The sequence below is a fragment of the Candidatus Omnitrophota bacterium genome (assembly GCA_018830005.1).
In the GTDB taxonomy this organism is placed as follows: Bacteria; Omnitrophota; Gorgyraeia; order JAHJTE01; family JAHJTE01; genus JAHJTE01.
This window is the reverse complement of sequence record JAHJTE010000002.1, coordinates 1-25,298: the sequence shown is the minus strand read 5'-3', so window position 1 is coordinate 25,298 and position 25,298 is coordinate 1. Positions and strand designations below refer to the sequence as shown.

Annotated in this window: 30 protein-coding genes and 1 riboswitch; of the genes, 2 read left to right on the top strand and 28 right to left on the bottom strand. The window is 37.9% G+C overall.

All coding sequences use genetic code 11. The features are described 5' to 3' along the window. Positions 1 to 11: 11 nt before the first annotated feature. The 19 genes from KJ593_04630 to KJ593_04540 form a co-directional block, all read right to left on the bottom strand. Positions 12 to 707: a diphthine--ammonia ligase gene (locus KJ593_04630; protein MBU2541167.1), complete on the bottom strand. Its 696-nt coding sequence runs from the start codon at positions 705 to 707 to the stop codon at positions 12 to 14. After that, the gene (cobS, locus tag KJ593_04625) at positions 704 to 1,447 is read right to left on the bottom strand and encodes an adenosylcobinamide-GDP ribazoletransferase (GenBank protein MBU2541166.1); all 744 of its coding nucleotides are present in this window, start codon (positions 1,445 to 1,447) and stop codon (positions 704 to 706) included. The genes KJ593_04630 and cobS overlap by 4 nt, the downstream gene beginning before the upstream one ends. Next, positions 1,444 to 2,505: a nicotinate-nucleotide--dimethylbenzimidazole phosphoribosyltransferase gene (cobT, locus tag KJ593_04620; protein MBU2541165.1), complete on the bottom strand. Its 1,062-nt coding sequence runs from the start codon at positions 2,503 to 2,505 to the stop codon at positions 1,444 to 1,446. Before cobT ends, cobS begins: the two co-directional genes overlap by 4 nt. 1 nt (position 2,506) lies before the next feature. Next, positions 2,507 to 3,031: a bifunctional adenosylcobinamide kinase/adenosylcobinamide-phosphate guanylyltransferase gene (cobU, locus tag KJ593_04615; GenBank protein MBU2541164.1), complete on the bottom strand. Its 525-nt coding sequence runs from the start codon at positions 3,029 to 3,031 to the stop codon at positions 2,507 to 2,509. Next, positions 3,024 to 3,629: an alpha-ribazole phosphatase gene (gene cobC, locus KJ593_04610; protein ID MBU2541163.1), complete on the bottom strand. Its 606-nt coding sequence runs from the start codon at positions 3,627 to 3,629 to the stop codon at positions 3,024 to 3,026. Before cobC ends, cobU begins: the two co-directional genes overlap by 8 nt. An 82-nt stretch (positions 3,630 to 3,711) precedes the next feature. Further along, positions 3,712 to 3,911, bottom strand: a riboswitch (cobalamin riboswitch). Between the two features lie 57 nt (positions 3,912 to 3,968). After that, positions 3,969 to 4,763 carry an ABC transporter ATP-binding protein gene (locus KJ593_04605; GenBank protein ID MBU2541162.1) on the bottom strand — a complete coding sequence of 265 codons (795 nt, stop codon included), beginning with the start codon at positions 4,761 to 4,763 and terminating at the stop codon, positions 3,969 to 3,971. Next, positions 4,760 to 5,743, bottom strand: coding sequence for an iron ABC transporter permease (locus KJ593_04600; protein MBU2541161.1), 984 nt, complete (start codon positions 5,741 to 5,743; stop codon positions 4,760 to 4,762). Before KJ593_04600 ends, KJ593_04605 begins: the two co-directional genes overlap by 4 nt. After that, positions 5,712 to 6,572: a cobalamin-binding protein gene (locus KJ593_04595; protein MBU2541160.1), complete on the bottom strand. Its 861-nt coding sequence runs from the start codon at positions 6,570 to 6,572 to the stop codon at positions 5,712 to 5,714. The genes KJ593_04600 and KJ593_04595 overlap by 32 nt, the downstream gene beginning before the upstream one ends. Further along, positions 6,572 to 7,081: a cob(I)yrinic acid a,c-diamide adenosyltransferase gene (gene cobO / locus KJ593_04590; protein MBU2541159.1), complete on the bottom strand. Its 510-nt coding sequence runs from the start codon at positions 7,079 to 7,081 to the stop codon at positions 6,572 to 6,574. Before cobO ends, KJ593_04595 begins: the two co-directional genes overlap by 1 nt. Further along, on the bottom strand, positions 7,078 to 7,536 hold the full coding sequence (locus KJ593_04585) for a small multi-drug export protein (protein MBU2541158.1): 459 nt from the start codon (positions 7,534 to 7,536) through the stop codon (positions 7,078 to 7,080). The genes cobO and KJ593_04585 overlap by 4 nt, the downstream gene beginning before the upstream one ends. Beyond that, on the bottom strand, positions 7,529 to 8,185 hold the full coding sequence (locus KJ593_04580; protein ID MBU2541157.1) for a protein-L-isoaspartate(D-aspartate) O-methyltransferase: 657 nt from the start codon (positions 8,183 to 8,185) through the stop codon (positions 7,529 to 7,531). Before KJ593_04580 ends, KJ593_04585 begins: the two co-directional genes overlap by 8 nt. Next, the gene (locus KJ593_04575) at positions 8,167 to 8,847 is read right to left on the bottom strand and encodes a glycosyltransferase family 2 protein (GenBank protein MBU2541156.1); all 681 of its coding nucleotides are present in this window, start codon (positions 8,845 to 8,847) and stop codon (positions 8,167 to 8,169) included. Before KJ593_04575 ends, KJ593_04580 begins: the two co-directional genes overlap by 19 nt. Positions 8,848 to 8,853: 6 nt before the next feature. Beyond that, the gene (locus KJ593_04570) at positions 8,854 to 9,714 is read right to left on the bottom strand and encodes a hypothetical protein (GenBank protein MBU2541155.1); all 861 of its coding nucleotides are present in this window, start codon (positions 9,712 to 9,714) and stop codon (positions 8,854 to 8,856) included. Then, positions 9,687 to 10,823: a glycosyltransferase gene (locus KJ593_04565; GenBank protein ID MBU2541154.1), complete on the bottom strand. Its 1,137-nt coding sequence runs from the start codon at positions 10,821 to 10,823 to the stop codon at positions 9,687 to 9,689. Before KJ593_04565 ends, KJ593_04570 begins: the two co-directional genes overlap by 28 nt. 4 nt (positions 10,824 to 10,827) lie before the next feature. Continuing rightward, on the bottom strand, positions 10,828 to 12,006 hold the full coding sequence (locus KJ593_04560) for an HD-GYP domain-containing protein (protein ID MBU2541153.1): 1,179 nt from the start codon (positions 12,004 to 12,006) through the stop codon (positions 10,828 to 10,830). Continuing rightward, positions 12,003 to 12,362: a response regulator gene (locus KJ593_04555; protein ID MBU2541152.1), complete on the bottom strand. Its 360-nt coding sequence runs from the start codon at positions 12,360 to 12,362 to the stop codon at positions 12,003 to 12,005. The genes KJ593_04560 and KJ593_04555 overlap by 4 nt, the downstream gene beginning before the upstream one ends. A gap of 228 nt (positions 12,363 to 12,590) precedes the next feature. Then, complete coding sequence (locus KJ593_04550; GenBank protein ID MBU2541151.1) at positions 12,591 to 12,875, bottom strand: PilZ domain-containing protein; 285 nt, start codon at positions 12,873 to 12,875, stop codon at positions 12,591 to 12,593. A gap of 57 nt (positions 12,876 to 12,932) precedes the next feature. After that, entirely contained in the window at positions 12,933 to 13,937 is a 1,005-nt protein-coding gene (locus KJ593_04545) for a hypothetical protein (protein ID MBU2541150.1), read from the bottom strand. A gap of 2 nt (positions 13,938 to 13,939) precedes the next feature. After that, positions 13,940 to 14,716 carry an NAD(P)H-hydrate epimerase gene (locus KJ593_04540; protein ID MBU2541149.1) on the bottom strand — a complete coding sequence of 259 codons (777 nt, stop codon included), beginning with the start codon at positions 14,714 to 14,716 and terminating at the stop codon, positions 13,940 to 13,942. 77 nt (positions 14,717 to 14,793) lie between these two features. Between KJ593_04540 and KJ593_04535 the strand changes: the two genes are divergently transcribed. Beyond that, complete coding sequence (locus tag KJ593_04535; GenBank protein ID MBU2541148.1) at positions 14,794 to 16,164, top strand: tail fiber domain-containing protein; 1,371 nt, start codon at positions 14,794 to 14,796, stop codon at positions 16,162 to 16,164. Positions 16,165 to 16,680: 516 nt separating this feature from the next. On the opposite strand, the gene KJ593_04530 is transcribed toward KJ593_04535, so the two are convergent. The 3 genes from KJ593_04530 to KJ593_04520 form a co-directional block, all read right to left on the bottom strand. Further along, positions 16,681 to 17,118 (bottom strand): HEPN domain-containing protein, encoded by a 438-nt coding sequence (locus KJ593_04530; protein ID MBU2541147.1) that lies wholly within the window; start codon positions 17,116 to 17,118, stop codon positions 16,681 to 16,683. Further along, the gene (locus KJ593_04525; protein ID MBU2541146.1) at positions 17,100 to 17,645 is read right to left on the bottom strand and encodes a nucleotidyltransferase domain-containing protein; all 546 of its coding nucleotides are present in this window, start codon (positions 17,643 to 17,645) and stop codon (positions 17,100 to 17,102) included. The genes KJ593_04530 and KJ593_04525 overlap by 19 nt, the downstream gene beginning before the upstream one ends. Positions 17,646 to 18,121: 476 nt before the next feature. Next, positions 18,122 to 18,370, bottom strand: a complete 249-nt coding sequence (locus KJ593_04520) for a transposase (protein ID MBU2541145.1) — start codon at positions 18,368 to 18,370, stop codon at positions 18,122 to 18,124. Between the two features lie 51 nt (positions 18,371 to 18,421). Here KJ593_04520 and KJ593_04515 point away from each other — a divergent pair, with 51 nt between their 5' ends. Further along, a complete protein-coding gene (locus KJ593_04515; protein MBU2541144.1) occupies positions 18,422 to 18,760 on the top strand; it encodes a tail fiber domain-containing protein in 339 nt (112 codons plus the stop codon). A gap of 245 nt (positions 18,761 to 19,005) precedes the next feature. On the opposite strand, the gene KJ593_04510 is transcribed toward KJ593_04515, so the two are convergent. The 6 genes from KJ593_04510 to KJ593_04485 form a co-directional block, all read right to left on the bottom strand. Further along, complete coding sequence (locus KJ593_04510; protein ID MBU2541143.1) at positions 19,006 to 20,847, bottom strand: DUF4105 domain-containing protein; 1,842 nt, start codon at positions 20,845 to 20,847, stop codon at positions 19,006 to 19,008. Between the two features lie 192 nt (positions 20,848 to 21,039). After that, positions 21,040 to 21,522 carry a DUF3015 domain-containing protein gene (locus KJ593_04505; protein ID MBU2541142.1) on the bottom strand — a complete coding sequence of 161 codons (483 nt, stop codon included), beginning with the start codon at positions 21,520 to 21,522 and terminating at the stop codon, positions 21,040 to 21,042. Between the two features lie 205 nt (positions 21,523 to 21,727). Beyond that, the gene (locus KJ593_04500; GenBank protein MBU2541141.1) at positions 21,728 to 22,174 is read right to left on the bottom strand and encodes a hypothetical protein; all 447 of its coding nucleotides are present in this window, start codon (positions 22,172 to 22,174) and stop codon (positions 21,728 to 21,730) included. A 2-nt stretch (positions 22,175 to 22,176) separates the two neighbouring features. After that, complete coding sequence (locus tag KJ593_04495) at positions 22,177 to 23,418, bottom strand: RHS repeat-associated core domain-containing protein (protein ID MBU2541140.1); 1,242 nt, start codon at positions 23,416 to 23,418, stop codon at positions 22,177 to 22,179. 244 nt (positions 23,419 to 23,662) lie between these two features. Beyond that, positions 23,663 to 24,208, bottom strand: a complete 546-nt coding sequence (locus tag KJ593_04490; GenBank protein MBU2541139.1) for a tetratricopeptide repeat protein — start codon at positions 24,206 to 24,208, stop codon at positions 23,663 to 23,665. Positions 24,209 to 24,288: 80 nt separating this feature from the next. Continuing rightward, positions 24,289 to 25,298 (bottom strand): RHS repeat-associated core domain-containing protein (locus KJ593_04485; protein MBU2541138.1); only part of this gene is annotated, 1,010 nt, incomplete at its 5' end.

The window sequence follows — 25,298 nt, the reverse complement described above, 5'->3', positions numbered from 1 at the left end:
ATCAAGTTGTATTAATTTTCCTCCTTTCCTTTAACTTGATATTTCTTAATATCTAAAAACCAATACTCCCAAAAGCCTTTTTTAAGAACTGTTTGACTTTCTGTTATCTCTATTCTTTTTTTAAATATAGGTCCATCAACAATAAAGGTATGAAATTCGCCGTTCTCACCGCAAGGACAAATCCCTCTTGCTGTAAGTTCTTTTAGGAAATCTTTATCTACATATCTTCCAATAAACTCTTTTCCAAACATATCAGCCTTACAGCTAACAACGATTGCTTTAAATCCTAGATTAATAAAATCTTCTACGATTTTTTCTGGTGAAAGGTTCCAGAGGGGTTCTATAGGCTTAATTCCGATTTCCTTGCATACGCGTTCAACCCAGATTTTGTGTTCATCCAAATAGATGTCTCCAAACACCATTTCTCTAATGCCTTTATCTTTAAGCTCGTTTACAGCCTGTTTAAACTCTTGTTCATACTTTTTCATGTCAGGTGAAACCTCTTTTTGAACGAGTGGAATTCCTACAAGTTCAGCCTGCAATTTTAGCAGCCTAGCTTCAATTCCATGAAAACAGCAGCGTTTATATTCTTTAGAGATAAAATTTAGGAGGTATTTTATTTTGTAGCCAAGTCTCATCGCCTTATAGCAAGCAAGGCAACTATCCTTTCCTCCGCTCCAGGAAGATATGGCTAGGGAATTCTTCATATATAAAGCCTGTTTATAACAAGAAAACTTAGCAAAATAGACACTTCTGCCAGTTCACTCACTGCACCAATTGTATCGCCGGTCATTCCATTAATTCTTTTCTTAATATAATTTATGAATAAAAATATTAAAGGTATAGGAATAAGAAACAGGGCAACACCTTTTATCTGCATCAGCCATAAGAATAAGCTCAAGGTAAATAAGGCCCCGATAACAGCATCTTTCTTAAGGGCATATTCTATGAAGTATTTTGCCTTACCTTCCTGACGTGCATATCCAGAAGTATAGCAGGCAAGAACTTGAGATAACCTTGCAAATGCAGTCATCATAATCAATAATTTCCAAAGCATGTCTTTGGGAGTATTTACGATAAGTGCAAACTTTAAAAGCAGGAGACAGACTAAACCTGTTACCCCCATTGTTCCGACTCGACTATCTCGCATTATCTCGAGTATCTTTTTTTTGGGTTTGGAGCCATAAAATCCGTCACAAGTATCAGCGAATCCATCTAAGTGAATTCCACCTGTTATGATAAAGGACGCTAATAAGATAAATACGCCTAACACCAAATGGGGCAAGAAGTTAAAAAGAGAAAGAATTAAACTTAATAAAAGACCGATTAACATCCCTACTATAGGAAAATACAATAAAGATTTACCGAAATCCTCATTTTTAATCTCTGATTTAATCTTTATGGGCAGGGTAGTTAAAAACTGGAGGGCAATTAAAAACCTTTTCATTCTTCGATTTTCTCGGAAACAGATGCTTTTTGAAACGTAGCCATCTGAGTAAAGATTTTAATACTAGCCTCAATTATTCCCATTCCTAAAGCAGCCCCGGTTCCTTCTCCAAGGCGTAATTCTAAATCTAGGAGTGGTTTGAGACCCAGGTAGTCTAAGATTATTCTATGTCCTTTTTCTACAGAACAGTGGGCAGCAATCATATAATTCTTTACTTTTGGCTCTAACCTGTAAGCAATTAAGGCAGCTACTCCGGAAATAAAACCATCTATGACTACAGGAATTCTTTTTGAGGCCGCCCCTAGAATTACCCCAGCAAGGCCTCCTATTTCAAATCCACCTACTTTAGATAATACATCTAAAGGGTCTTTAGGATTTGGTTTATTTATACTAAGCGCTTTTTCTATTACTCCAACCTTATTAGAGAAGGCCTTATCATCAATGCCTGTTCCTCTACCTGTCATTTTTTCAACCGGCTCTTCTAGTAGGCAGGCAGCTATAGCGCTTGAGGCTGTTGTATTCCCAATGCCCATTTCTCCTGTGCCGACAATATCTACGCCTTCTCTAAACACATCTAGAAATATTTCAATACCTGCTTCAACAGACCTTACCGCCTCTTCTCTTGTCATTGCTGGACCGGCTGCCATATTTTTGGTACCATAATTGATTTTATTGATAATTAGTTTTGGATGCGGCTTTAAATCAAGTGCAATTCCCATATCTGCAACTATAACCTTTGCGCCAACACAACCTGCTAAGACGTTAATTCCCGCACCGCCACTTAAAAAATTATAGACCATCTGTGCTGTAACCTCTTTTGGAAAGGCGCTTACCTTCTCTTGCGTTACTCCATGATCAGAGGCAAAGGTAAAAATTACTTTTTTTCCAATAGACGGATTCTCATTCCTGCTAATACCAACAATAAGCTTTGCTATTTCTTCTAGTCGGCCTAAACTTCCTTGCGGTTTAGTGAGGTTATCTAATCTAGCCTGGGCCTTAGTCATAAGACCTTGATCAAGTTCCTCTATTTTCTTAATAATTTCTTGTATTTTGTCCATTTTATCCCTTTCTGACTTTTAAAGGCAGGCCTGAAACCATAAAAAAAACATCATTAGCTCTGGCTGCTACGTTCTGATTCACTCTTCCAGCCAAGTCCCTAAATCTTCTTCCTAGCGCGTTCTCGGGGACTATGCCTAAACCGACTTCGTTAGAGACAATGATTGATGTAGGCTTACTTTGTTTAAGGATTTTCAACATCTTAGCAATCCTATTTTCTACAGCAGCACATTTGAGCCCTTGCCCTAAAAGATTAGATATGAGAATTGTAAGACAGTCAATAATGATAACATTAAATTTAGGACATATCTTTCTAAGTGTTGGGGTCAAATCTTTAGGTTGCTCAAATGTTTGCCAATGCGCAGGCCTTTTTTTCTTATGGAGAGAGATTCGCTCTTTCATTTCTTTATCTAAAGGTAGACAAGTAGCAAGAAACGCGACCTTTTTATCAAGCCCCTTAGCCAATTTAACAGCATAGGCGCTTTTTCCGCTTCTTGCCCCGCCAAGAATAAATATAATCTTACCCATTTAAATATGCCGTGTTGGATGTAGAGTGGATTCTAGCCTTGCCCCTAGTAAATTCAATAATATTAATGCTGCCTGATTTTGGCTCTATACGCCAAGTCTCTCTTAAACTTATTTTTAAAATATCGCATAAAATTACTTTTATGGGGCCGGCGTGAGTAAATATTGCGATTGTTTTATTCTTATTGTCTGATAATAGCGTCTTTAATGTTTTTCTTACTCTTTTTGCGAAATTATTTAAATTTTCACCTTCTGGAATAGTGTGTTTTGATGGGTTGGCTAACCATTTCGTATAAGCTTGAGAGTGCTTTTTCATAATCTCCTGATATGTCAAGCCTTCAAGTATGCCAAAATTCATCTCGCGAAGCCCTGAAAATTCTTTTACTGGTTTATCTTTAAAGATTATCTTGGCAAACTGAACTGTTCTTTTCATATTGCTTGCGTAGACGTTATGAATTTCTACTTTGCTTAACTTCTTAGAAAGCCTTCTTGCCTGGGCCTTGCCTTTTTTATTTAGGCCTATATCCGTAAAGCCAGTATATCTTTTTTGATAATTCCAGTCTGTTTGACCGTGCCGAATTAAGATTAGCTTCTTAGGCATTTTTAAAAATAAAAAACCCCGAAATCTACGATTCTTCTAATCGTCAGCTTCGGGGTTGCGCCCTGTTTAACTTCACCCTTCCTCGAGGCTTATTTTTACAGGCAGGTTTTCTGACTCAAGGCTTCATAACCTACTCTCCCTGCCTTCCCTCTAAAAGATCTTTTAAGAAGTGGCTTTCTGGGATTTCGTTACCTTATACAGCGGCGGGACCGTTCCCTTTTTAGGATTCCCTGTTATCCCTTTCTCTTTCCTAGAGAAAGGACCTGTAGGATTTAATTTTCAAAGATAAATCTATTTTAGATTATTTTATCAAGATGTCAAGCAGAATTTAAGGACTTACTATATCTTTTCTTCTTCCTTGACTAATAATATATGGGGTTTACTACTTACTGGATTTTTACTAACAATCACAAGGGTGTTATAAACCTTTTCAATTATTTCATAGGTGAGCACTTCTTCTGGACTAGCGGCCTTTTCAATCTTGCCGTTATTAAGAAGGATTAGGCGGGTGCAGAATTCACTTGCGAGGTTCAAGTCATGCAAAACAACCACTATAGTAAATTTTCCTTGTTGATTAAATCTTTTTAAAAGGCTGAGTATTTGGATTTGATGGCCAATATCCAAATGTGTTGTTGGTTCATCAAGAAAAACCACCCTAGGCTCCTGAGCCAGCATCTTGGCAAGGAAGACGCGTTGGCGTTCACCCGCACTAAGTGTGTATATAGGCCGATTTATAAATGCAGTGCTGTCAGTCAGCTCTAAAGACTCCCTGACAATGCGTATATCATTTTTACTATAGCCGCCTAAATTTTTTATATGAGGGATTCTTCCCATTAAGACTATATCTAATACGCTAAAAGGAAAGGCAATTGAGGTGTCTGATGAAACAAAGGCACAGGCTCTAGCTATTTCGCGCAAACTCATTTTGTATACGTCTCTATTGTTTAATAGTACCTTGCCTTTGAAAGGCTTGATGATGCCGCTTAATGATTTTAGGAGTGTAGTCTTTCCTGAGCCATTAGGGCCAATAATACCTAAAAACTCTCCTTCCCCTACCTCAAAGCTAATGTCCTTCAAGACGACTTTGTCTTTTTCGTAGCCGGAGTTTAGATTTTCGACATCTATCAAATTCATACTCTTGAACCTAGTTTGTGCTTGAAGAGAATAATAAAAACAGGTGCACCAATCAAGGCTGTTATGACCCCAATAGGCACCTCTACAGAACCCATTAAGTTGCGTGAGAATATATCAGCTATGATTAGAAAGGCCGCCCCAGCTAAAACAGATGCTGGCATTAAAACCCTATGATTTGGACCAAGCAGTAAGCGGCACATATGCGGAATTATAAGACCTACAAAACCAATCATACCGCAGGTTGATACTAAGCTAGCGGTTATTAATGCGGCAATCAAAAACAGAATCTTTTTTGTCTTTTCAACATCTATGCCCAGATGCATTGCCTCTTCTTCTCCAAGGCTGATAGCATTAAGGTTGCGCGCAAAAAAGAGGCTAAAGACAACTGCTATTGTTACTGTTACTCCCACAATTATTAACAGCGGTTGACTGAATATATGCAGGCTTCCTAATGACCACCAAGACATTCCATGCAAGGCTTCATTTGGAGAAAGAGACACAAGAAACATTGTCACACTGGAAATAAGTATACTTATTATTACCCCGGATAAGATTAAGGAATGCATAAATATCTTTTGATTGACCTTAGCGATTGAGTATACGGCATAAAACGTTAAGGCAGCAAATAAAAAAGATATGATAGGTTGAAGTCTGATATCAACCCCGATTAATAAGCAAGAGACTGCACCTAAAGCTGCGCCACTGGAGATGCCCAGAAGATAAGGTTCGGCTAAAGGATTTCGTGTTAGGCCTTGTAAGATGACGCCGCTCACGGCAAGGCCGCCGCCGGCAATAAGCGCAAGCACAAGACGCATAAAACGTAATTGAATAATCTTTAGGGAGATTTCATCAAGATGAGTAAATATATTGATCTTTACAGCACCCAAAGACAAATGCAGGACAGATCCTATTATCAATAGCGCAAATAAAGCAATTATAATTAATGACCTATTGTGCGTATATCCTTTTGTTGATCTCATCAATCGCCTCTGTAATTCTTGGACCAGCCCTTAAAATAATATCTGGGTTAATGTCACAAATAATGTGGTCATTCTTCACAGCTTTGATATTGCTATATCCAAAACGATTCTTAATACGTTCCTTATCTTGGCCTCGTTTCATATAAACAGCGATGATGTAGTCAGGATTTCTCTTAAGCACGAGCTCATAACTAAAACGACTGTAGGCGTGCATTGCATCATAGGCGATATTTTTGCCTCCCGCAAGCTCAATAACCTGACCGATAAGCGAATCAGTTCCGGCAACAATCAAAGGCTCATCCCATAGCTCCAATAAAACCTTTGGCCGTTTATTAACCGGTATATCTTCAAATCTGCTTTTAATCTGATTTATCCTAGCTGACATAACTTTAATCAACTTCTGCCCTTCCTCAATTCTATCCACTGCCAAAGCTATTTCCTCAATAGCACCAAACAGCCCTTCTATTGTTTTTGCAGAGCAGACTATTGTTCTAATATTAAGCGCCTTAAGCTGCTGAACAACTGGTGCTTGTTCTAATCCGGCAGTAATAACAATATCTGGCTGCAGGTAAATAATTTTTTCGATCTTGGGCCAACTGAAAGAACCTATTTTGGTTTTGGCCTTGGCTTCAGGCGGCCAATTACAATAAGAGCTTACAGCGACTAAAGAATCACCAGCACCTATTGCATAGATAATTTCAGTTGCCGCAGGTGAAATGGAAATAATCCTTATATCTTTGTCATCGCCAGATGCAGAAGAATTGTTAAGAAAGAGGAAATTTAGAAAAAATGCTATTAGATAGATGTTAAATTTGGTTAAAAGATGCATTAGAACTCAATGCCATTCCTGGCAGGAATACCTAATTTAAAGGGATGCTTCACTTCTTTTATTTCAGCGACATAATCAGCTAAGGAAATTAATTTCTTAGGCGCATACCTACCTGTAAGTACCAACTCAACAGATTCAGGCAAGGCCTTAAGAAATTCGCAAACTATATTAAGACTTATAAGTTTTAATTTTAAAGCAACATTTATTTCATCCAGAATTAAAAGGTCGTAGTTTTTTTTCTGGATGACTCCTTTTGCGTAAGCAATCGCTTGCTTTGCTAACTTTTTGTCCTCTTTAGTAGGCTTGGCCTTAAGCAGACAGCTTCTACCAAACTGTTTTATAGTGATGCCTGATACTTTGTTTAATGATTTTAATTCATTATAAATGCCTTTCTTTAAGAATTGAATAATGCAGACCTTACCTCCTGCGCCGACTCTTCTCATAGCCAGACCAATAGCTGCTGTTGTTTTACCTTTTCCATTTCCTGTATAAATGTGTATCATACCTATTTTATGAAGAAATTATAGCTACCTATGGTTAAGGTAGTTACTATAACGCAGGCTATAAGCACACCAGCAAATATTGCTATCAAGGCATAGCGAAATCGAATCTTGAATAAAGTAGCTGCAACTGCGCCTGTCCAGGCACCTGTAACCGGAAGCGGTATTGCCACAAAAAGAATTAGGCCTAAGGCTTCATACCTTTGAACCAACTCTGCCTTTCTTTTTGTGCGTTCGAAGAACCAATCAAAGAATCTTTTGAAAAAGGCAAATTTTCTCAACATCTCTGCAAAAGGCTGAACAAGAATAAGTATGGGAATAACAGGAAGCATGTTGCCGATAAGAGAAATAAATAACGTCTTATATATTGGCAGGCCGAATTTGATAATTCCCAAGGGAATAGCGCCTCTTAATTCAGATATAGGCGCTGCTGCAGTTAATAAGACTAATAGCTCTTCACTCATGATTTACCTTCTCTCCCCAACCAAATTCACCAACGAGTGGAACGAACACACAAGAAACTAACCTTTCCTCTTTGATGTTATCCTTAATTTTTGTTAATCGTATGAGTACCTGGCTAAATCTTTCTCCTATGGGTATAATCATCCTTCCTTCTTGAGCTAGCTGCCTAGTAAGCGGAGCTGGTATCTGGGGTGCGGCTGCGCTTACAATAATAGCATCGAAAGGAGAAAATTCAGCTAATCCTTTAGTGCCATCACCAACGATTACCTTGTTATTGGCAATCTCTAATCTTTGGAGAGCTTCTTGTGCTCTTTTTGCTAAGACCCGTGATCTTTCAATTGAGTAAACTTCTTTGGCTAGATTACTAAGGAGTGCTGTCTGATAACCTGAACCTGTGCCGATTTCAAGTACTCTCTCTCCCCCTTTTAAGTTTAATGTTTCAATCATGTAGGCAACAATATAGGGTTGAGATATTGTTTGTCCTTCTCCTATCGCAAGCGGCCAGTCAGCATAGCTTTGTTTTTTTAAAATCGCTGGAACGAATTCATGTCTATTTATCTTTCGGAATGCTTCTAATACACGTACATCTTCTATTCCGCGGCGGATTAGCTGCTCATTTAACATCCTTTCTTTTAAAAGAGCGAAATCCATATCTCTTTGGCTATAAAAATGAAAAAACGACAGGTGTCAATAATCGGATTTATTTTACTGATGATTTTTCTAGAATAAATTGACTCTATGGGCATAGAGGCAATTTTATAACCCAGGCGGCTTGCCCTTATCAGCGTTTCTGACTCAACTTCAAAATTTGACGTCATAAGTTTGATGTTTTTTAAAACGTGACACTTGACCAATCTAAAGCCACACTGGCTATCGGGGATTTCCTGGCGGCAAAGTTTGGAGATTGCCCAAGACATGAATTTATTGGTTAATATTCTAATCCTGGGCATATTTTTTGCATGGTTCATTCTGTTACCTACTACAACGCCAATCTTTTCATCTGAATATGCCAAAGTAATAAAGCTAGGAATGCTTTCGGGGTCATGCTGACCGTCGGAATCAAGAGTGATTATCGCGTCGCAGTCAGTATTGGAGATTACATAGTTGAAACCGTTACGTAACGCTGCGCCTTTTCCTTCGTTTTTCCTATGGCGTAGTACTATTGCCCCTTCTTCTTTGGCAATTTCCTCTGTCTTGTCAGTTGAGCCATCATCAACTACTATTACTTTAATATTTATTTTTTTTAAAGCGGAGATAATCGGCTTTATCGTCCTCTTAGCATTATAAGATGGAATTACGGCACAGATATTCATTTTGGGCTATTCATCTATCCAATATTTTCTAAACATAAACCATTGTTCTGGATATGTCTTTATGTATTTTTCAATTATAGTTATGTATGTTTTGATAATTATTTCGATATCTTTTTCCTTCTCTCCTGTTAAATTAAACTTAGGGGGTTGTCCAAGTTCAAATCTGAATGTGTCATCTTTGCATCTGGTAAGAAAAGCATAAATTATTGGAGCCTGCGTCTTAAGATGAAAGGAAGCGGCACCTTTGGGTAAAAGCGCTTTTTTATTTAGAAAATCAGTTACTAGGCCATGCTCGGTAAAGTCCCTGTCAGCCACAACAGCTACCATCTTATTCTGTTTTAATCCTGATAAACAAAAACGAGCCGCGTTTCCTAAGGAACAAACCTCCATATTATTTATTTGGCGTTGCTTATTGAAGAAATCGCTCACCTTTTTATGTTTATGGGGCATCACTATGCCAATAATCTTATAACCCAGTACCCCCATGATAGCCCCGGCAAGTTCCCAGTTACCAAGATGCGCTGTGATTATTATGCCGCCGTTTGATTGCCTTAAAACCTTATCAATGCTTTCTAAGCCTTTAATTTTAACTTTGTTTTTGATAAATTCTTTATCTATTTTTGAAAAGCGCAAAAAATCTGCAAGATATTTGCCAAAATTGATAAATACCTGTTTTGTAATTGCCTTAATTTCTGAATCGCTTTTTTCAGGAAAGATTGCCTTCAAGTTTTTCTTAACAATATTCCTGTCTGTATTCGAGCATAGATACTGCCAAGTAGCAACAAATTTTGCTATTGAATAGCCAACCTTTAACGGTGAGTGTGAAACTATGAAGTGAGCTAGTCTGTAAATGAAGTATTGGAACATAGTTTTATAATTAATGAAGCAATGTCAATGGCAGCCTTGGGTTTGCTGATTTGGCGCGCCTGAAAGGACATGTCGTTTAATCTTTTTTGGTCGATTAACAGCTCTGTAGCTGACTTTGAGAAGTCTTTCATTTTCTCAATTGTTATTCCGGCACCTTTCTTTGTCAGAAAATTCGCATTAGCAACTTCTTGGCCGGGGATAGGATTGACGATTAGAAGCGGAAGTCCTTTGGCTAAGGCTTCTGCTGTTGTAAGTCCGCCAGGTTTGGTAATAATTAAACTTGCGATTTCCATCAATTCATCAATTGTCTCCACATATTCTAAGGCAATTAGTTTTTTCTTGCCCTTTTTTGATTTACGCTTTAGCCATTTAAGAAGAGTTTTATTTACGCCGCAGATAACTAAAATTTGTAACTCAAACGGAAATGCCTCTAAGTCGTTCACTATTTTTTTAATGGGCCCTATTCCCTGGCTACCCCCCATTATCATTATAATGGGCCCTGAAGGGTTTAAGCCGAGTTTGTGTGCAATAAGTTCTTTATTTTTGCTCTGGACAAACTTGGGGTCAATTGGGATACCGAAGTTGATAACTTTCTTTGCCTCAACACCCTTTTGTACGAATGCCTGCTTTACTTCTTCTGCCGGGACGATATAATAATCAACTTCATCGTAAATCCAAAAGGAATGCGGTGCATAATCGGTTAAGACACCGATTAAGGGTATATTCAGACCAAACGTCCTTTTACAGTCAGCAATCATTCCACAAGGATAGGCCTGTGTACATACAATACAAGTGGGCTTGAATCTATCTATGAGTATTTTTAACTTCGGGGAATTTAGTTTGTGGATGGTCTTTTTAATTTGCCGAGTGTTTTCTATTACGCTGGGATTATCATAAAGATACTTCCATATCTTAGGTGTTCTTTTAATTACTTTGATGTAAAGTTGATTGATGATTTTTTCTGAGATTGGAGTGGTATAATTGAAGGCGTTTAGATTCAAGACCTCTATATTTTGATCAAGCCGTTTTAAGGCACTCTCAATAGCCAATGTTGCCTGATGGTGGCCGGAAACCTCAGATATATAAAGTAGTAACGCCTTCTTTGGCATCAGACTAAAGATCTCCTCTTCTGTAAATATCTATAAAAACCTTCACTACAGTAGGATCATATTGGGTGCCGCTATATTGCCTTAATTCTTCAAATGCCTGTTGGTCAGAAAATGCTTTTCTATAAGGCCTATCGCTTGTCATCGCGTCATAGGAATCAGCAACGCGAATAATTCTAGCATAGATGTTTATCTCATCAGCCTTAACCCCTTTAGGATAACCCGTACCATCAAAATTCTCATGGTGCTGCTTTACTGCTGTAATTGCATCACTTAATTCTTCTAAGGGATTTAATATTGAGCTGCCGATCATAGCGTGCTCTTCAATATCTCTTCTTTCATCTTCAGTAAGTGGACCCTTTTTAGAAAGTAAATCATCCGGTATGCCAATCTTACCGATGTCATGAAGCAGGCTTGAGACGCGAAGCGTTTCCAAAAAATTGCCTGTAACCCGTATCTTTTTTCTCTTGATCAATTCTCTACCAATTGCCATGCAATACTGAGTCACACGTTCTGTATGTCCGTGAGTATAGTGATCTTTAGCATCTATGGCGCTGGCTAAGGCCTGGGCAGTATGGATAAATAAACTGTGATTTTTATCAAGTTCAGATTTTAACTCTTCAAATAGCTGAGCATTTCGTACTGCCATGGTTACGTCATGTGTTAAGGCTACGAAGAAATTTATCTCTTCTTTTGAAAAGGGCTGTTCAGACTTCTTGGATCCAAGTAGAAGTAATCCCAGGAGAGTTCCATGAATATAACTAGGGATGCAAAGATAGGCATCAAAAAGTTGCATTTGATATTTTGTCTCTTGAAGATATGATTTCAGTAGCTTATCCTTGGCAAAGAGCTCTTTTTTTGTTTTTAAAAAATTGCTGATCTCTGCAAATTCTAAGACCCCTTCTTTATGCAAAAGATAGTTCTTTTTTTCCCGGAAGAATTTGATTAATCCGCTATTGGGATCAAGGCGAACATACCCAGAAGGCACCTTCACGCCTGTCTCGCCTTTTGATTCTGCAAATATGTATATATTTTTTTTCTTATCATAAAGAAGCGCAGCTGCATGCGTAAGCCTTGCCTTGCGCACAGTTGTCCTCAAGACCAATTTTATGAGTGTATCTGGCCTGTGGATAAGAATCATGTTTTTAGCAGCAGCCTCTAGTTCTCTTTTGTAATTTATTGTCATTTCCTGATTTCCTTTAAAACCACTTTTTCCAATTCTTCTAAGATCAAGGGCTTATGAATATAACCTTTTGCCCCTAATTCCTTTGCCTTATTAATAGACTCAGCATCATTAACCCCGGTAACCATAATTACCTTGATGTTTTTATCTATTTCCTTAATTTGTTTAAGCGTCTCAAGGCCGTCTATGCCTTCCATCCTTAAATCAAGCAGAATTAATTCAGGTTTTGACTTTTTTACAAGATCAATTGCCTCAGAACCACTTGCAGCAGTATCAACCTCAAGTTTTCTTTTGACAAAGAAATTTTTAGCAAACTCGCGCACATCCGGTTCATCATCAACAATCAATAATTTACTCATTTTTAGCTCCTTAAGTGAATGCATAACCCGTGTATCCTTTCGGATTACATAAGTTATGTCCTCATCCACTTTTTAAAAATTTTAAAGAAGTGTGTTAATGTATTATACTTTTAAATTTTCTTTTAGTCAACACTATCAATAAAAAAACCCAACATCTCTATTGGGTATTAAAAAATAAAACCTCTCTTTCTTGATTACCTTAACCCCTCGGATCTGAAGACAATGTTGTTATTCTGGGATATTTAAGCCAATTTGAAAGACTGAGCCAAATTTATCTTTGGATAATTTTGACCAGGCAACGACCGCCTCTTTTGCTTCAGGAAAAGCTTGATTTTCCTTGTGCATTCTTATCCTGGTAAATTTTCCTGGCTCAAGATAGGTATCGCTGTAAATGCAAGCTCCAGCTTGACTTATGTCTTTGGTAATCGCCTGGATATCTGAAACTACAGGTCTTGGCTCAATCTCTGTGATGTTTGTTGAGTTGATTCTAGGAAATCTTCGTCTCTCCTGCATATTTCCCTCCATAATTTGTTATTATACAGCAAAGTGTTCAATTTTGCAAGTAAAAGCCTACCATCTAAAGCCAGCACCAAGTTCAACAGCCTTCTCCTCTTTCCCCATCAAAACCCTTAGAAACCCTTTATAGTCATTAAAGAATCTTCTTGATAATTCCAATCTAATCCCCAGATCATTGTTTTCTCTACTCGTCAAATTCACGATTAGGCTATAATCTTTGTTAATTCTCATCTCTCCGCCAAAGACTATTGAGTTAAGGTAATTTTCTCCATATCTTACTTCAAAGATTAGACCAATGCCTTTTTTTATTTTCCACTCTCCAAAAATTATTATGGTTTTATTTGTTTTCTCATTGCTTATTAGACCTGCACCTAATTTATATTTAAGGCCATATTGTCCCTTACTCCTGATTGGTGCTGCAAGCGATGCCCTAAAATCAAAGCCTGACTTTAACGGTTTATCCATTACGTAAGAGAGGCGATATTTATCTTTGATATCCCAGTAGCCACAAAATGTTAAACCCTGCTCATCTTTTTTTCTTTTTGAGCCAGAATATTTTTTATAATTGTAAGTCAATTGGTTGTTTTTGAGTTTCCAGGAGCCTTGAAAATGCAGGGTATCTGCCTCTTTATCCTTTTGGACATCAAACTCTAGCCCGTTATCCTTACCAGACTTCCATTTACCGGATAATTTTAAAAGATAGATTGATCTCTTTTTAGCTGTCTCTCTACTTATAACTGCAAAGGTTATTTCATCGCCTCCCACATTAATCAGCTCCCCTTTTATCGTCAATTTGTTCTTTGCAACTTGATTGCCCCATTTGTTAAGCGTAAACACAAGATCGTGGTTTTTATTTAAAGACCAGTTTCCCTTTAATTTAATCTGTTGCAGTTCTTTAGTGTGAGAGGGGATTTTGGCATGATAAATCAAAGAATTTTTACTGTCAGTTTTAAATCTTCCGTCGAGAACTGTGCGGTACCTACTCAGCCTTGTACTTTTGCCTGATTCCTTTAAAACCAATCTATTGTGCGGATCAATCTCATATCTAACTTTAGTCATTATTATTTGAGTAAGGCTTTAGGTATTGATATATCAGCAACATGTACTTTGCCACAATAACTAGGTCCATTATTCTTAATCATCCCGGATTTAGCTAAGGCAAATGTAATAGTCTCTGTTGCCTTTATGCAAGTGCCTAAAATCTCTCCTCTAGTGGCATTAAGTCCTGAAGGTACATCTAGAGCAAGGATTTTTTTATTATAGCTGTTTATCAAGTTAATAATACTCGCATAAGGTTTTTTGATTTGTCCAGTTAGGCCAATTCCAAAAATTGCGTCAATAATAAGACTTGCTGTTTTTAATTTACTTTTCAATAACTTGGAGCTTTTATTTATGAAATAAATATTTTTGGTTAACTTCTTTAGAATATTAAAATTAATTCGTGCGTCAAACTTTAGATGCTTAGGACTTGCGAGTAAGAATATGGCAACATTTACACCTTTATTTATCAAATGCCTTGCGCATACAAAACCATCTCCGGCATTATTGCCCTTGCCGCAAATACAAAGCGCCTTCCTCCCTCTACCTAGCATCTTTAAGGCTACTTCTGCGCTTGAAATACCGGCATTTTCCATAAGCACAATAGAAGGAATGCCATAAACTTCCTGCGCCTTTTTATCAATAATTTGCATTTCTTTGGCTGTGCAATATTTTCTTTTCATAGTTTCTCTGGTGATTTTATTTTTTATGTTTATTTCTTCGCTTACAATAATATTCATCAAAACCATTGGTTTGTCAAGTGAAATATCAACTCTAATTAGAGAAAACGCAAAAGACATTGACGATTTCTACTGGGCGTGTTAAATTAATGATATATTGGATGAAAAACAAGCGATTTAAAAAGGAGGATTTAGCTATGTTTAAAAATAAAGTTTTACTTTTAGTCATTGTTATGCTTTTGGCATTCTTTTTTCACAGTGCAAGCTCTTTTGCTGCTACTGAACAACTTTCTATTACCACCTATTACCCTGCACCCCACGGGGTGTATAAGGAACTAACGCTTTATCCTAATGATGATTTTGCCACTGGTGCTGCCTGTGCAGCAAATGAAGAAGGAACCTTACGTTACTATAACACAGGGGATCAGATACTTGTTTGCGACGGAGCTACTTTTACCTGGCAACCTTTAACCGGGCTTTGGACGCAAAATGGAACAGATATTCATCCAAATGATCTTACTTGGCAGGTTGGCATTGGCACTAATACTCCTGAATTCAAGCTTGATCTGAATAATGATGGCGGGATAATCGCTAGGGGAACTATGAACAGCGGCAATGTGCTTATTACATCTGGAGCAGGTACAAGGCTTATCTGGTATCCTAGAAAAGCAGCCTTCCGTGCAGGAGCAATAAATGCAGCATTTCCAAATCAGTGGGATGATGCCAATATAGGAGATTATTCTGTTGCCTTTGGTCTTAACTCTGAAGCAAGCGGCGACTGGTCAACAGTCTCGGGCGGAAGCCTCTGCGTTGCAAGCGGTGATTTTTCTACTGTTGCTGGTGGCGGTGCCGGAAACACAGCATCAGCCAACACGTCCACTATTTCAGGCGGTAGTTTAAATACAGCATCAGGTCAAGGTTCTGTTGTAGCAGGTGGTTTCTCAAATACTGCATCAGGAACAAATTCCATGATAGTAGGCGGCTCATTTAACGAAGCTGCAGGCGATCATTCCTTTGCAGCAGGAGAGAATATGCAATTGACTACTGCTGCTGATCGGACATTTGCATGGGGTCATTCAAATGTTGTAGAAACTATAGCTACCCCTGACGCATTTTTAATATTTCCAAAAGGTAGCGCCGGTAGTGTTGGCGTTAGGACTGATGCTCCAACTGAAGCTTTGGATGTTAATGGAAATCTAAAAATCCGCGCACCTATAGACGGCGATATGCAAAATCTAAGTGCGGATGCAAGCGGAGTTGTTTATAGGGCTGTTTCTAGTAAGAGGTATAAAGAAAATATTCAAAACCTAATAGTCAATACTGATACGGTTCTTAAATTAAATCCAGTAAAATTCAACTGGAAATCAACGGAAAAAGCTGGAATTGGTCTAATTGCGGAAGATGTTGACGAGATAATTCCTGATCTGGTAGTTTATAACAAGGAAGGTATGCCGGAATCGGTTAGATATGATAAAGTTGCGATTTATTTACTGGAGGTTGTTAAGGAGTTAAAGGCGGAAAATGACGAGCTTAAAGATAGAGTCAAAGCGCTAGAGAGTAAAATTTAAAGCTATCTTTTTTACTTCTATCCATTCCATCAAAAAAACTATTTATTTTTATTATTTTTGTCTTCTTTTGCCAGATTAAATTCTAATTCTAGCTGGGGGTTATGAGCTCCGGCAGAAGAAAAAGCAAAAACTGCTACAATCAACAAACAAAGAAGCTTTTTAACCATGTACCCTCCTTTCTAAGGGTTATTACGATTTATTGGATATATATGGAATCTCAATTTCCGGGGAGGCAAATTTTGAAATAATTAGTACGTATCCCCGGAAATCGTATTTTAACTTCCAGCATCTATATTTCATTGCTACTTAGTTAGTTATATTTCGAAGAACCGTTCCCTATTCTGCTATTCTCTACTCAGTTGGCAAAAAAATAAAATTTGGCTTATATGACTTCATGGAAGACAAAGTGTTAGGAATCTATGCCCGGTTGGGAAAATTGGCATTTTGGAAACTTGAGAAAACGATTTTGGCGCCGAACGGCCCTTTATAGTGCAAAAAATACATGTTGTTTTGCGATTACAATATAGACTCGGCCTTATTTAAGAACTCTCCGGCTAAAGCAACCATTTCTTTTGCACCAAGTTGAGACCACTGGTCATAATAATCAGCATTCTCTCTTAACGTCTTAGCTTTTTGAAGTCCTTCAAGAAATCGCACTGAGAGTTTCCCTTTTTCCACATAGAATGATTTTAAAGCAACGATTAAACAGTGGTGGCTTCTTTCTCGGTAATTCTGGTTATATAAGAGAGCTCTTGCAGAATGAAACATAGAATAGTATGCCTGAATAATCGCCCACTTAAACTTGTCTCTTTGAAAGGTATCTTTTGCCTCAGAAAGGTCAGTCCTAGCAGCAAGCAGTTCTTTATCCACCAAGTTTTTTCCTTGAGAAAACTCTCTTATTTTATTTCTCTTAAGACAATCCCCAAATTCGGGACTTACTGTTCTCTTCTCCATAATACAATGCCTCGCTGAACCTGTTCATAAAAATCAGGCGATTTAACCTTTAGCTCTGTATGGAATAATTCTGTCTCTACGATTAGCTGTATTTTCCTTTTTAGTCTAATTTTCTCAATTACCCTCTCTAGTTCCTGCTTTTTGCTATTACTGATAACGAATAAATCGATATCGCTATCTGAAATATCCTCTCCCCTCGCAGAGCTGCCGAAAAGAGTTATTTGCGAGGAAGACACAGCTAACTTCTTAATGATAGGCTGTATAAACATTATTATTTTTAATACCTTTAGTTGTTTTATGGCGGGATTTTTGTAATTTAAAGAATAAAAGGACATCTTACCCTTCTTATCCCTAAGCAGAAAATTTGCCTTTGCAAGTTCCCGTAAAGCATAGTTGGTTCCGGATTTACTTACCTTAACAGAATTTTGTGTTTCTTTCTCGGTAAGTTCTCTCCCCGGGTGATCCAAGAAGAATTCTAAGACCTTTTGTGAATTTGTAGCCACTAAAATAGATTTTGCGTTGTCCATAATTTTACCTCTTCATCCAATATTTTGGACTCATGTCCATTATATTGAGTTAACATCTTAGTGTCAAGGTAAATCTGCCCTAGAAAGAACAAAAGGGACGGTTCCTCGCCCCCCCCCTAACCTCTTATTTTTTATAGCGTTACAACATCAAGAAGTTAAATTTTCATTTTTTCTTCCATATAATCATCAATGAACAAGTCTTGATAAGAAGATTGCCTGTCTCTAGGGCTTTTTTCGAGTTCTAAGTAATAAGGATTTGTATCTATTAGATTATCTTTGTGGCCGAGGGCGTAAAACCTAAAACTGGAAAATTCATAATCACTTGGCTTATGTACTAGACGTGCTCTAATAGGGTTAAGTTCGATATATTTTCCGCACTGAACAAGATAAACGTAGTCTAAGATAATTTTGCTTTTGTAACGACCTTGCCAGAGATGGCCTGAATAATCATGCCTGCGGCGGTAATAGTAAAAATACTACAAATTTACTCGTTTCATAAATCGAGAAAGATTGCTCTGTTGATCTATTGAGTCCATCAAATGAAGGTGATTACTCATTAAGCAATAGTGATGAATTCTTATATTTTCTTCTTGTTTAAATTCCCTTAACAAAGAACAATATCGCCGCTTATCTGTAGAGGTACGAAAGACTTTTCTTTTATTGTTTCCTCTGCACATAACATGTAGAAAACCAACTTCTGGGATAATTCTTGCCTTTCTTGGCATAATATTTGATTATTAGCATTTACAAGTTATTGATTTCTAACTAGTTGCATCTTGAGGAACCGTCCCCTTATTTTTGTTTATAGGGCTATTTCTAGTAAGAGATATAAAAATAACATTCAAAACCTAATAGTTGATACTGATGCGGTTCTTAAATTAAATCCAGTAAAATTCAACTGGAAATCAACAGGAAAAGCAGGAGTTGGTCTAATTGCGGAAGATGTTAACGAAATAATTCCTGATTTGGTAATTTATAACAAGGAAGGTATGCCAGAATCGGTTAGATATGATAAAGTCGCAATTTACTTACTAGAAGTAGTTAAAGAATTAAAAGCGGGAAATGATGAGCTACAAAAGCGAGTTGAAGTCTTGGAGGGCGAACTCCAAGGTTAATTTCCTACTCAATCCTTTTCCTTGTTGTTATCAACATTGGAGCATGCGGACTCCCCTTATTGGACGACTTTCGCAACTTTTTGGGTTCAAAAGAAACTGAAAAGTTTACAAAAGAACTTCTGTCTGCTGTTTAAACTGTTCCTTCAACAGACACTGTATCTATATTGCTCTTATAAAGAATATACTAAAACCTCCTATTATTTCATATTACTGCTTAGACCTATGTGTTTATCTTCGGTCAAAATTTACCAATAAGAACTCACTCCGAAAGATACACGCGTAGCATTTTCGTTGGAAAGTTCGACGTGAACAGCATATCGATCATTCAACTGATACTGCAATTTTCCTCCCCAAGCCTCTCTAAATTCAGCATCATAATTGACAGATTCTGCTCCAAAATATAACCATGTCTGCATCTCTCTCAAATCAAATTTCAAACCTAAATGAGGGCGTAATCGAACAAGGGGGGAGATTGTATGCGCTGCAAAATCAACCATTCCACAACTCGTAATCGCTTCATTCCATTTTTTCGCACGACCGAGGCCAAAACTCACAACTCCATCATAACTGTATTTTTCATTATCCTTAATACGGTTACTGCCGATTCGCAATTGCCAAGACCACTGACTTTCATCCACTACCGAAACAGGTAAAGTGTTGAGATTTAGAATACGCAGTAAATCAAGCTTATCTAAAAAGACCTTATGTTCATCTCCAAAAAACCCAACAGCAAGATCAAAAACAACAAGCTCATTACCTTCAAGGCTACTCTTTCCAACCTTTTCCTGTTTAAAAGGTGCCCAATTCAAACGTAAAAAAGGCCTCCCGCTGTCTTCGCTAGCAACACTGACACCAAACTCCATAGGGCGTGTACTGTCTGCGGGTGAAAGCAATTCTTTAATTTCAAGCGATGGTTTTGAGCAAGCGGGCAGCTGCAAGCGAACCAGCAGAATCTGATCTTTAAACTTTCGTCTCTCGCTGCTTGGATTAGGCTCCTCAGCTATAAGTCGATATTGCTGGTAGGCAAGCAAGCTGTCTAAAATTATAATTTGCCGGTCACTTGTGAACTTTGCCAGATGGCTTGAGATAGAATGTCCCCCTGCCTGAATAATAGCATTAAAGACCTTGAGTTCATCTGGCGTTAATAGCTTCAGTTGATGATAGAGTACTCGTTGAGTTGATGGAATAAAACGCACAGATTGGATCAGGTTTGCCCCAAAAGACTTACGTCGAGCTTTATCAACATCCTTTAAGTGATAAAATAATTCTACCGGAAGATACCAAAATCGCCCATTGCTTAACAAATCCTCTTCTATTACCAACTCCAGCAACTCTGCAAGTCTATAAACACAATTTTTATCTAAGAAATAGTATTTGAACTTATTGCCAGCGATTTCCCAGATATGTAGGATCAATAACGTACGTTGGTAATCTGTCAATGCAAGCTTGTAGTCCCAAATATCACGAAACTCAGTGCGCGAATAAACAAGATCTTGCGTGTAAAAATACTTATCGGAAAACCCGGCCTTATATCCGCCAAAAAGCCCCCGCGCAACATAGAGTAATGTGTTTTCGTTTTCCGGAACCACTGCTCCATAATTCAGCGTCAAGTCAAACAATCCGACCTGATCATCAATAGAGTCTGTATTGAACTTAAGAAACGCATGTCCAAAGGTTGAAGCCGGATTACCCAAATAACCGCTGACTAAAAGTACGCTAATAGAGTTTACGCTGTCGAATAAAGCCCATTTTTCAAGTTTCTGACAATGTGTCTCTCTTAAGTTGTAGTTGGGTAAAGGCAGCTGATGAGAAAGCCAATAGTAACGAGCAGGAAATCTGCACCGTGCGTGTTCATTAGGATTCTCACCCCAAAGAGTAAAATAGGCATTAATAGTAGCTATCAATTCAGCTTCCGGATCACTCCTGCCATTTGGAGACAGAAAGAAACTGTCTGTCAAAACTACACTCTGCCTGCCATTACGTCCATAATGAAGTAATTTGAGCCAGATGGGATGACTTGCAAGATTGAGTCGTTCGGCTTTATCGAGAACTTCTTTCAGAGAGGATGCTTGAGCTTGGGTGCTCAAAAGCAAAAGAATGGTGCAACAGACTATGAATAGTTTTATTATATGAATAATTTTATTATAGGTAGTCTGACACTACTTAACAAATTGAATATGGAGACATAAAAATAGATTCTAAAATGAAAAATGCGTCTATAAAATCCAGACGCATTCTTCAAAATTACAATAAATGGCTGTTATTTACTAAGTAAACCCCTAAGAGATGCTGTCTATATGTTTGTAGACTAAGTTATATAAGGCTTGCGCTTTTTCAAAACGGCTTTTATCAGTATAACTTGAATCTGCAACAAGTTTGGCAAAAGCATTACGTAACGCCTCTGTGACTTTCTGTTCAGCTTGAGAATCATATCCGGCTAAAACCATTAATGCATCAAGATATTCCCCTGAACCACTAGCCAAATCTCTTTCTAAAGCTTCATAGGAGTCATAAATAAATGAGGCTACTTTTTCTTGTCCGCCAGCGCAAGTATCTGGACAAGAGATATTTGAGCTGATTGCCGTTGTCCCTAAGTCCCATGTAACATTAGTAACTGCTGCAACAGCTTCATTTCTTGGCGCAATCATTGCTCCAATACCACATTCAGTATAAATATCAGCAAATTCTCGCGCCATACAGGGTTGAGAAAATGCCACGAGGACCAAAACAGCCAATGCAGAAATCTTAATCGCCCTTAGCATCTCTTCCTCCTTTCTTTTATGCCATTTTATTAATAAATATAGACATTAACAGTTTACCAATAGAAACTATTCGTGTCAAACAAATTATCAGTGGAGTTTCCCCTATCCTAGTAAATTGAGAAGAAGTTGCACATCCTATCAACCCCAACTTTAAATTGTAGAAAATACGATATAGGATAGGAAGAAAATCAAATATTTTTCTTCTCTAATATTCTTTATCTGTCTCAATTGCTTCAATTTTTAACAAAATTCCGCCCTTGAAATAAAGGTTTTCATAGACCAAGAAGCTTTTAACCGTAGAGTCCATTCCGCCCCACCCTAAGAATTTACCTGCCTTATAGAGTTGAACTGGCTTATTATAGCTTCTGTAATATATCCACACTTCCTCTGAACCATATTCATTGGTCGCTTTAATTTTTCTTGGATAACGGTAGTTCCCATTTAATTTTACCTGTTCTTTATTCATGCCGATTCCAATTTTACCTTCTAAAATTAAACTTTTAATCCCTGAATTCAATTCAGGATGTTCTTGCAGATATTTGTTTCGTAATCTGTTTATATCATCATAATATGCCTGGTCAGATAGGAAATAAAGGCATCCTGAGCACAAAAGTATAATACTAAACAAACTAATTAACTTCATTGTATACATAGTTAATCTCCCGTGTAATTCTGATTTGCTTGAATTCCAGTAGCCATTGAGCGCATTAATCCTCCGCCGTAGTTGCCGTATATCACAGTAGAAGTAAATATTGACCAGTGAGAGTATAAACTTAACACAGTATCACTTATACCGCTAGCAAGAAAAGTAGCATTAGTCGCTTGATGACAAGTACCAAATACCGTTGCATAACCCCATTCAGGAAATTTTTTTAGTATTCCCGAATTCGGAAAATCGCGCGTGATAGCCCCAGTGTGACGTGACTCTAACCCTAATCTAGTTAACCCACCTGATTTTGGTGCTTTACCAACTACTGCTAAAGAATTTCCATTTTTATCATATAAAGTAGTTAACTCTTTATTTGTAAATTTCCCGTCAGGGTGAGCATTTCTTCCCGGCATTCTTCCGTATGGATCGTATCCTTTAGGATTATCAGTTAATGCTTTATCAGTTTTGTTGCTAGGATCATATGGTCTTTGTCCTGCAACAGGTTCAGCTACCAAACTAGCAACCATTGCTTCAAATGTTAAAGTTAGAGCAATATCTGTGGCAATATACGACCACATATAGGCAGCTTTTGGACGCATGCCAAAAACATCATCAAAAACTTGTTCTCCTTGCCATTGGACGTACTCTCTACCAGGTTGAGTTTCTAATATGGAAGAGGCAATGAAAGCACCAGCTGCAGCAACAGGATTAAACCCAGAAAAAAGAAAGGCAGATCCAGTAGATATTGCTATATTTTTGGTAGGCTCCCAATTACCTGTGATTATACTCCCAATAACCAAACCAGTAAATCCGAACAGAAGACCTATTACGCCTGCATTTTTCGCAAAGAATTTACTAAACCAACCATGACCGCTTGGGTCAACGTATTTAACGGGGTTATTTCGACAATATGCGTAGCGGTTGAGGGATTGAGGATCAGACGGTGCCTGGACTATTGTGTCAGGAGTAATGAATCTGCCAATTTCAGCATCGTAGTACCTCGCCCCGTAGAAATACAGCCCGGTTGAGGCGTCGAGTTCTTTGCCAGTGAAGAGGTAGTTAGTTGAGCCGCCTGTTTGTTGAGTTGTGGCAAGTTCTCCATAAGGAGTGTATTCATATAGGGCTATTTGGTTGCCTTGTTCATCTGTGATGATATTGCTTGAGCCTAAATGGTCTGAATGATAATACTGGGCTGTCCAAGGGCCGTTATCCACAGACTTAACCGAGGCAATCCTCTGGGAACCCATGAAGATATGCTTCTGAGCAAGTTGGCTGCCATCTGTGTAATCAGTTTTTTCAAAGAGCGAGCCTACATAGGTGGTAGTACTTGTGGGCGTTATCTTCTTTATCCTTCCTCCATCACCATCGTATTCAAAAGAGGTGATGAAGGATTCGAATTTATAAGCTATTTAATTGGTACGTGTCCCCGGAACTTTTAGTTAGTTATATCTTGAGGAACGCGTCCCCTTATTCATTCAAATTCACCAATTGTTATTCTCTTTTATTTTCTTTTAATCCTAGGAATTTTATCAAATTTTCTTCAGTAGCTATATTGAAATATTCTAATATTTCTTTGGCTTTTGATTCAAAATCCGTTTCATTTTTGCAGTATTCAATTTTTGGCTTCGCCCCTTCTTTGTCGCCTAAATTATACAACGCCATAGCAGTGCCAAAACTGCTTACCCAGTTTTTCTTAATTTCAAATGAGGCCTCGAAAACTTGCAAAGCTTTTCTGTATTCTTGGTTGCTATAATAAGCGAATCCCAGGTTGTTTAATATATATTCTGAATAAGGCGCATTATTTTCTTTTACAAGATAATTAGCCTTCTCAAGGTATTCAACAGATTTTCTTGGGTCACTATTCTTTAAGGCGATAATTCCCAAGAGATTGTATGCATCAATGTTTTTGGGATTGATACCTAGAGCTATATTTATTGTTCGTTCAGCAGCACCATAATCTTTATTATTAAACCATACCCAAGCGAACTCCATCGCTTCTTTATCATCGTGTACACTATACCCTTTGCCCACATGCAATGTCTCACATCCTCCTACAATAGGAATCTGGGCTATTAAGAGAAAAATACAGATTATTTTGTTCTTGATAAAACACCTTATCATTTTTGGTAATCTTGATTAGCATTTATTGCAGTTGCTACAGAACGTATTAATCCACCCCCGTAATTTCCATAGACTGCTGTAGAAAGAAAGGTTGACCAGTGAGGATATACATTAACTACTGTACTACTTATACCTCCTGCGAGTAAAGTTGCATTTGAAGCTTGATGACAAGTACCAAACAATGTACCATACCACCATCCAACACTAGGTTTTGGTGCTCCTGCTTTAGGGAATTTAGAAGATATTGCTCCCACGTGTATAGGATCTAATTGTGTACCAGGAATTATTTTTGACAGTCCTCCTGACTTTGCACCCTTACCGGTTACCGCTAAAGCATCACCTACTTTATTGGTCAATTTATTCATTTCTTCGAATGTAAATCCTGCCCTACTTTTATCTATATTTTCAGCTCCCGGAAATCTGCCCCAAGGATCGTATCCTTTAGGATTTTCGATGTCTTTGGATAAAACAGCATTTTTGCTTACTGTTGCCGGATCAGCCACCAAACTAGCAACCATTGCTTCAAATGTCAAAGTTAGAGCAATATCTGTGGCGACATATGACCACATATAAGCAGCTTTTGGACGCATACCAAATACATCGTCAAAAACTTGTTCTCCTTGCCATTGGACGTATTCTATGCCAGGTTGAGTTTCTAAGATGGATGAGGCAATGAAGGCACCAGCTGCAGCAACAGGATTAAATCCAGAAAAAACAAAGGCAGATGCAGTAGATATTGCTATATTTTGGGTAGGTCCCCAATTACCTGTGATTATGCTCCCAATAACCAAACCAGTAAAGCCGAACAAAAGACCTATTACGCCTGCATTTTTCGCAAAGAACTTGCTAAACCAACCATGTCCGCTTGGGTCAATTAGATTTAAAGGATTGTTTCGGCAGTAGGCATAGCGGTTGAGGCTTTGGGGATCACTTGGCGCCTGGACTATTGTGTCCGGAGTGATGAATCTGCCTATCTCAGGGTCGTAATATCTCGCGCCGTAAAAGT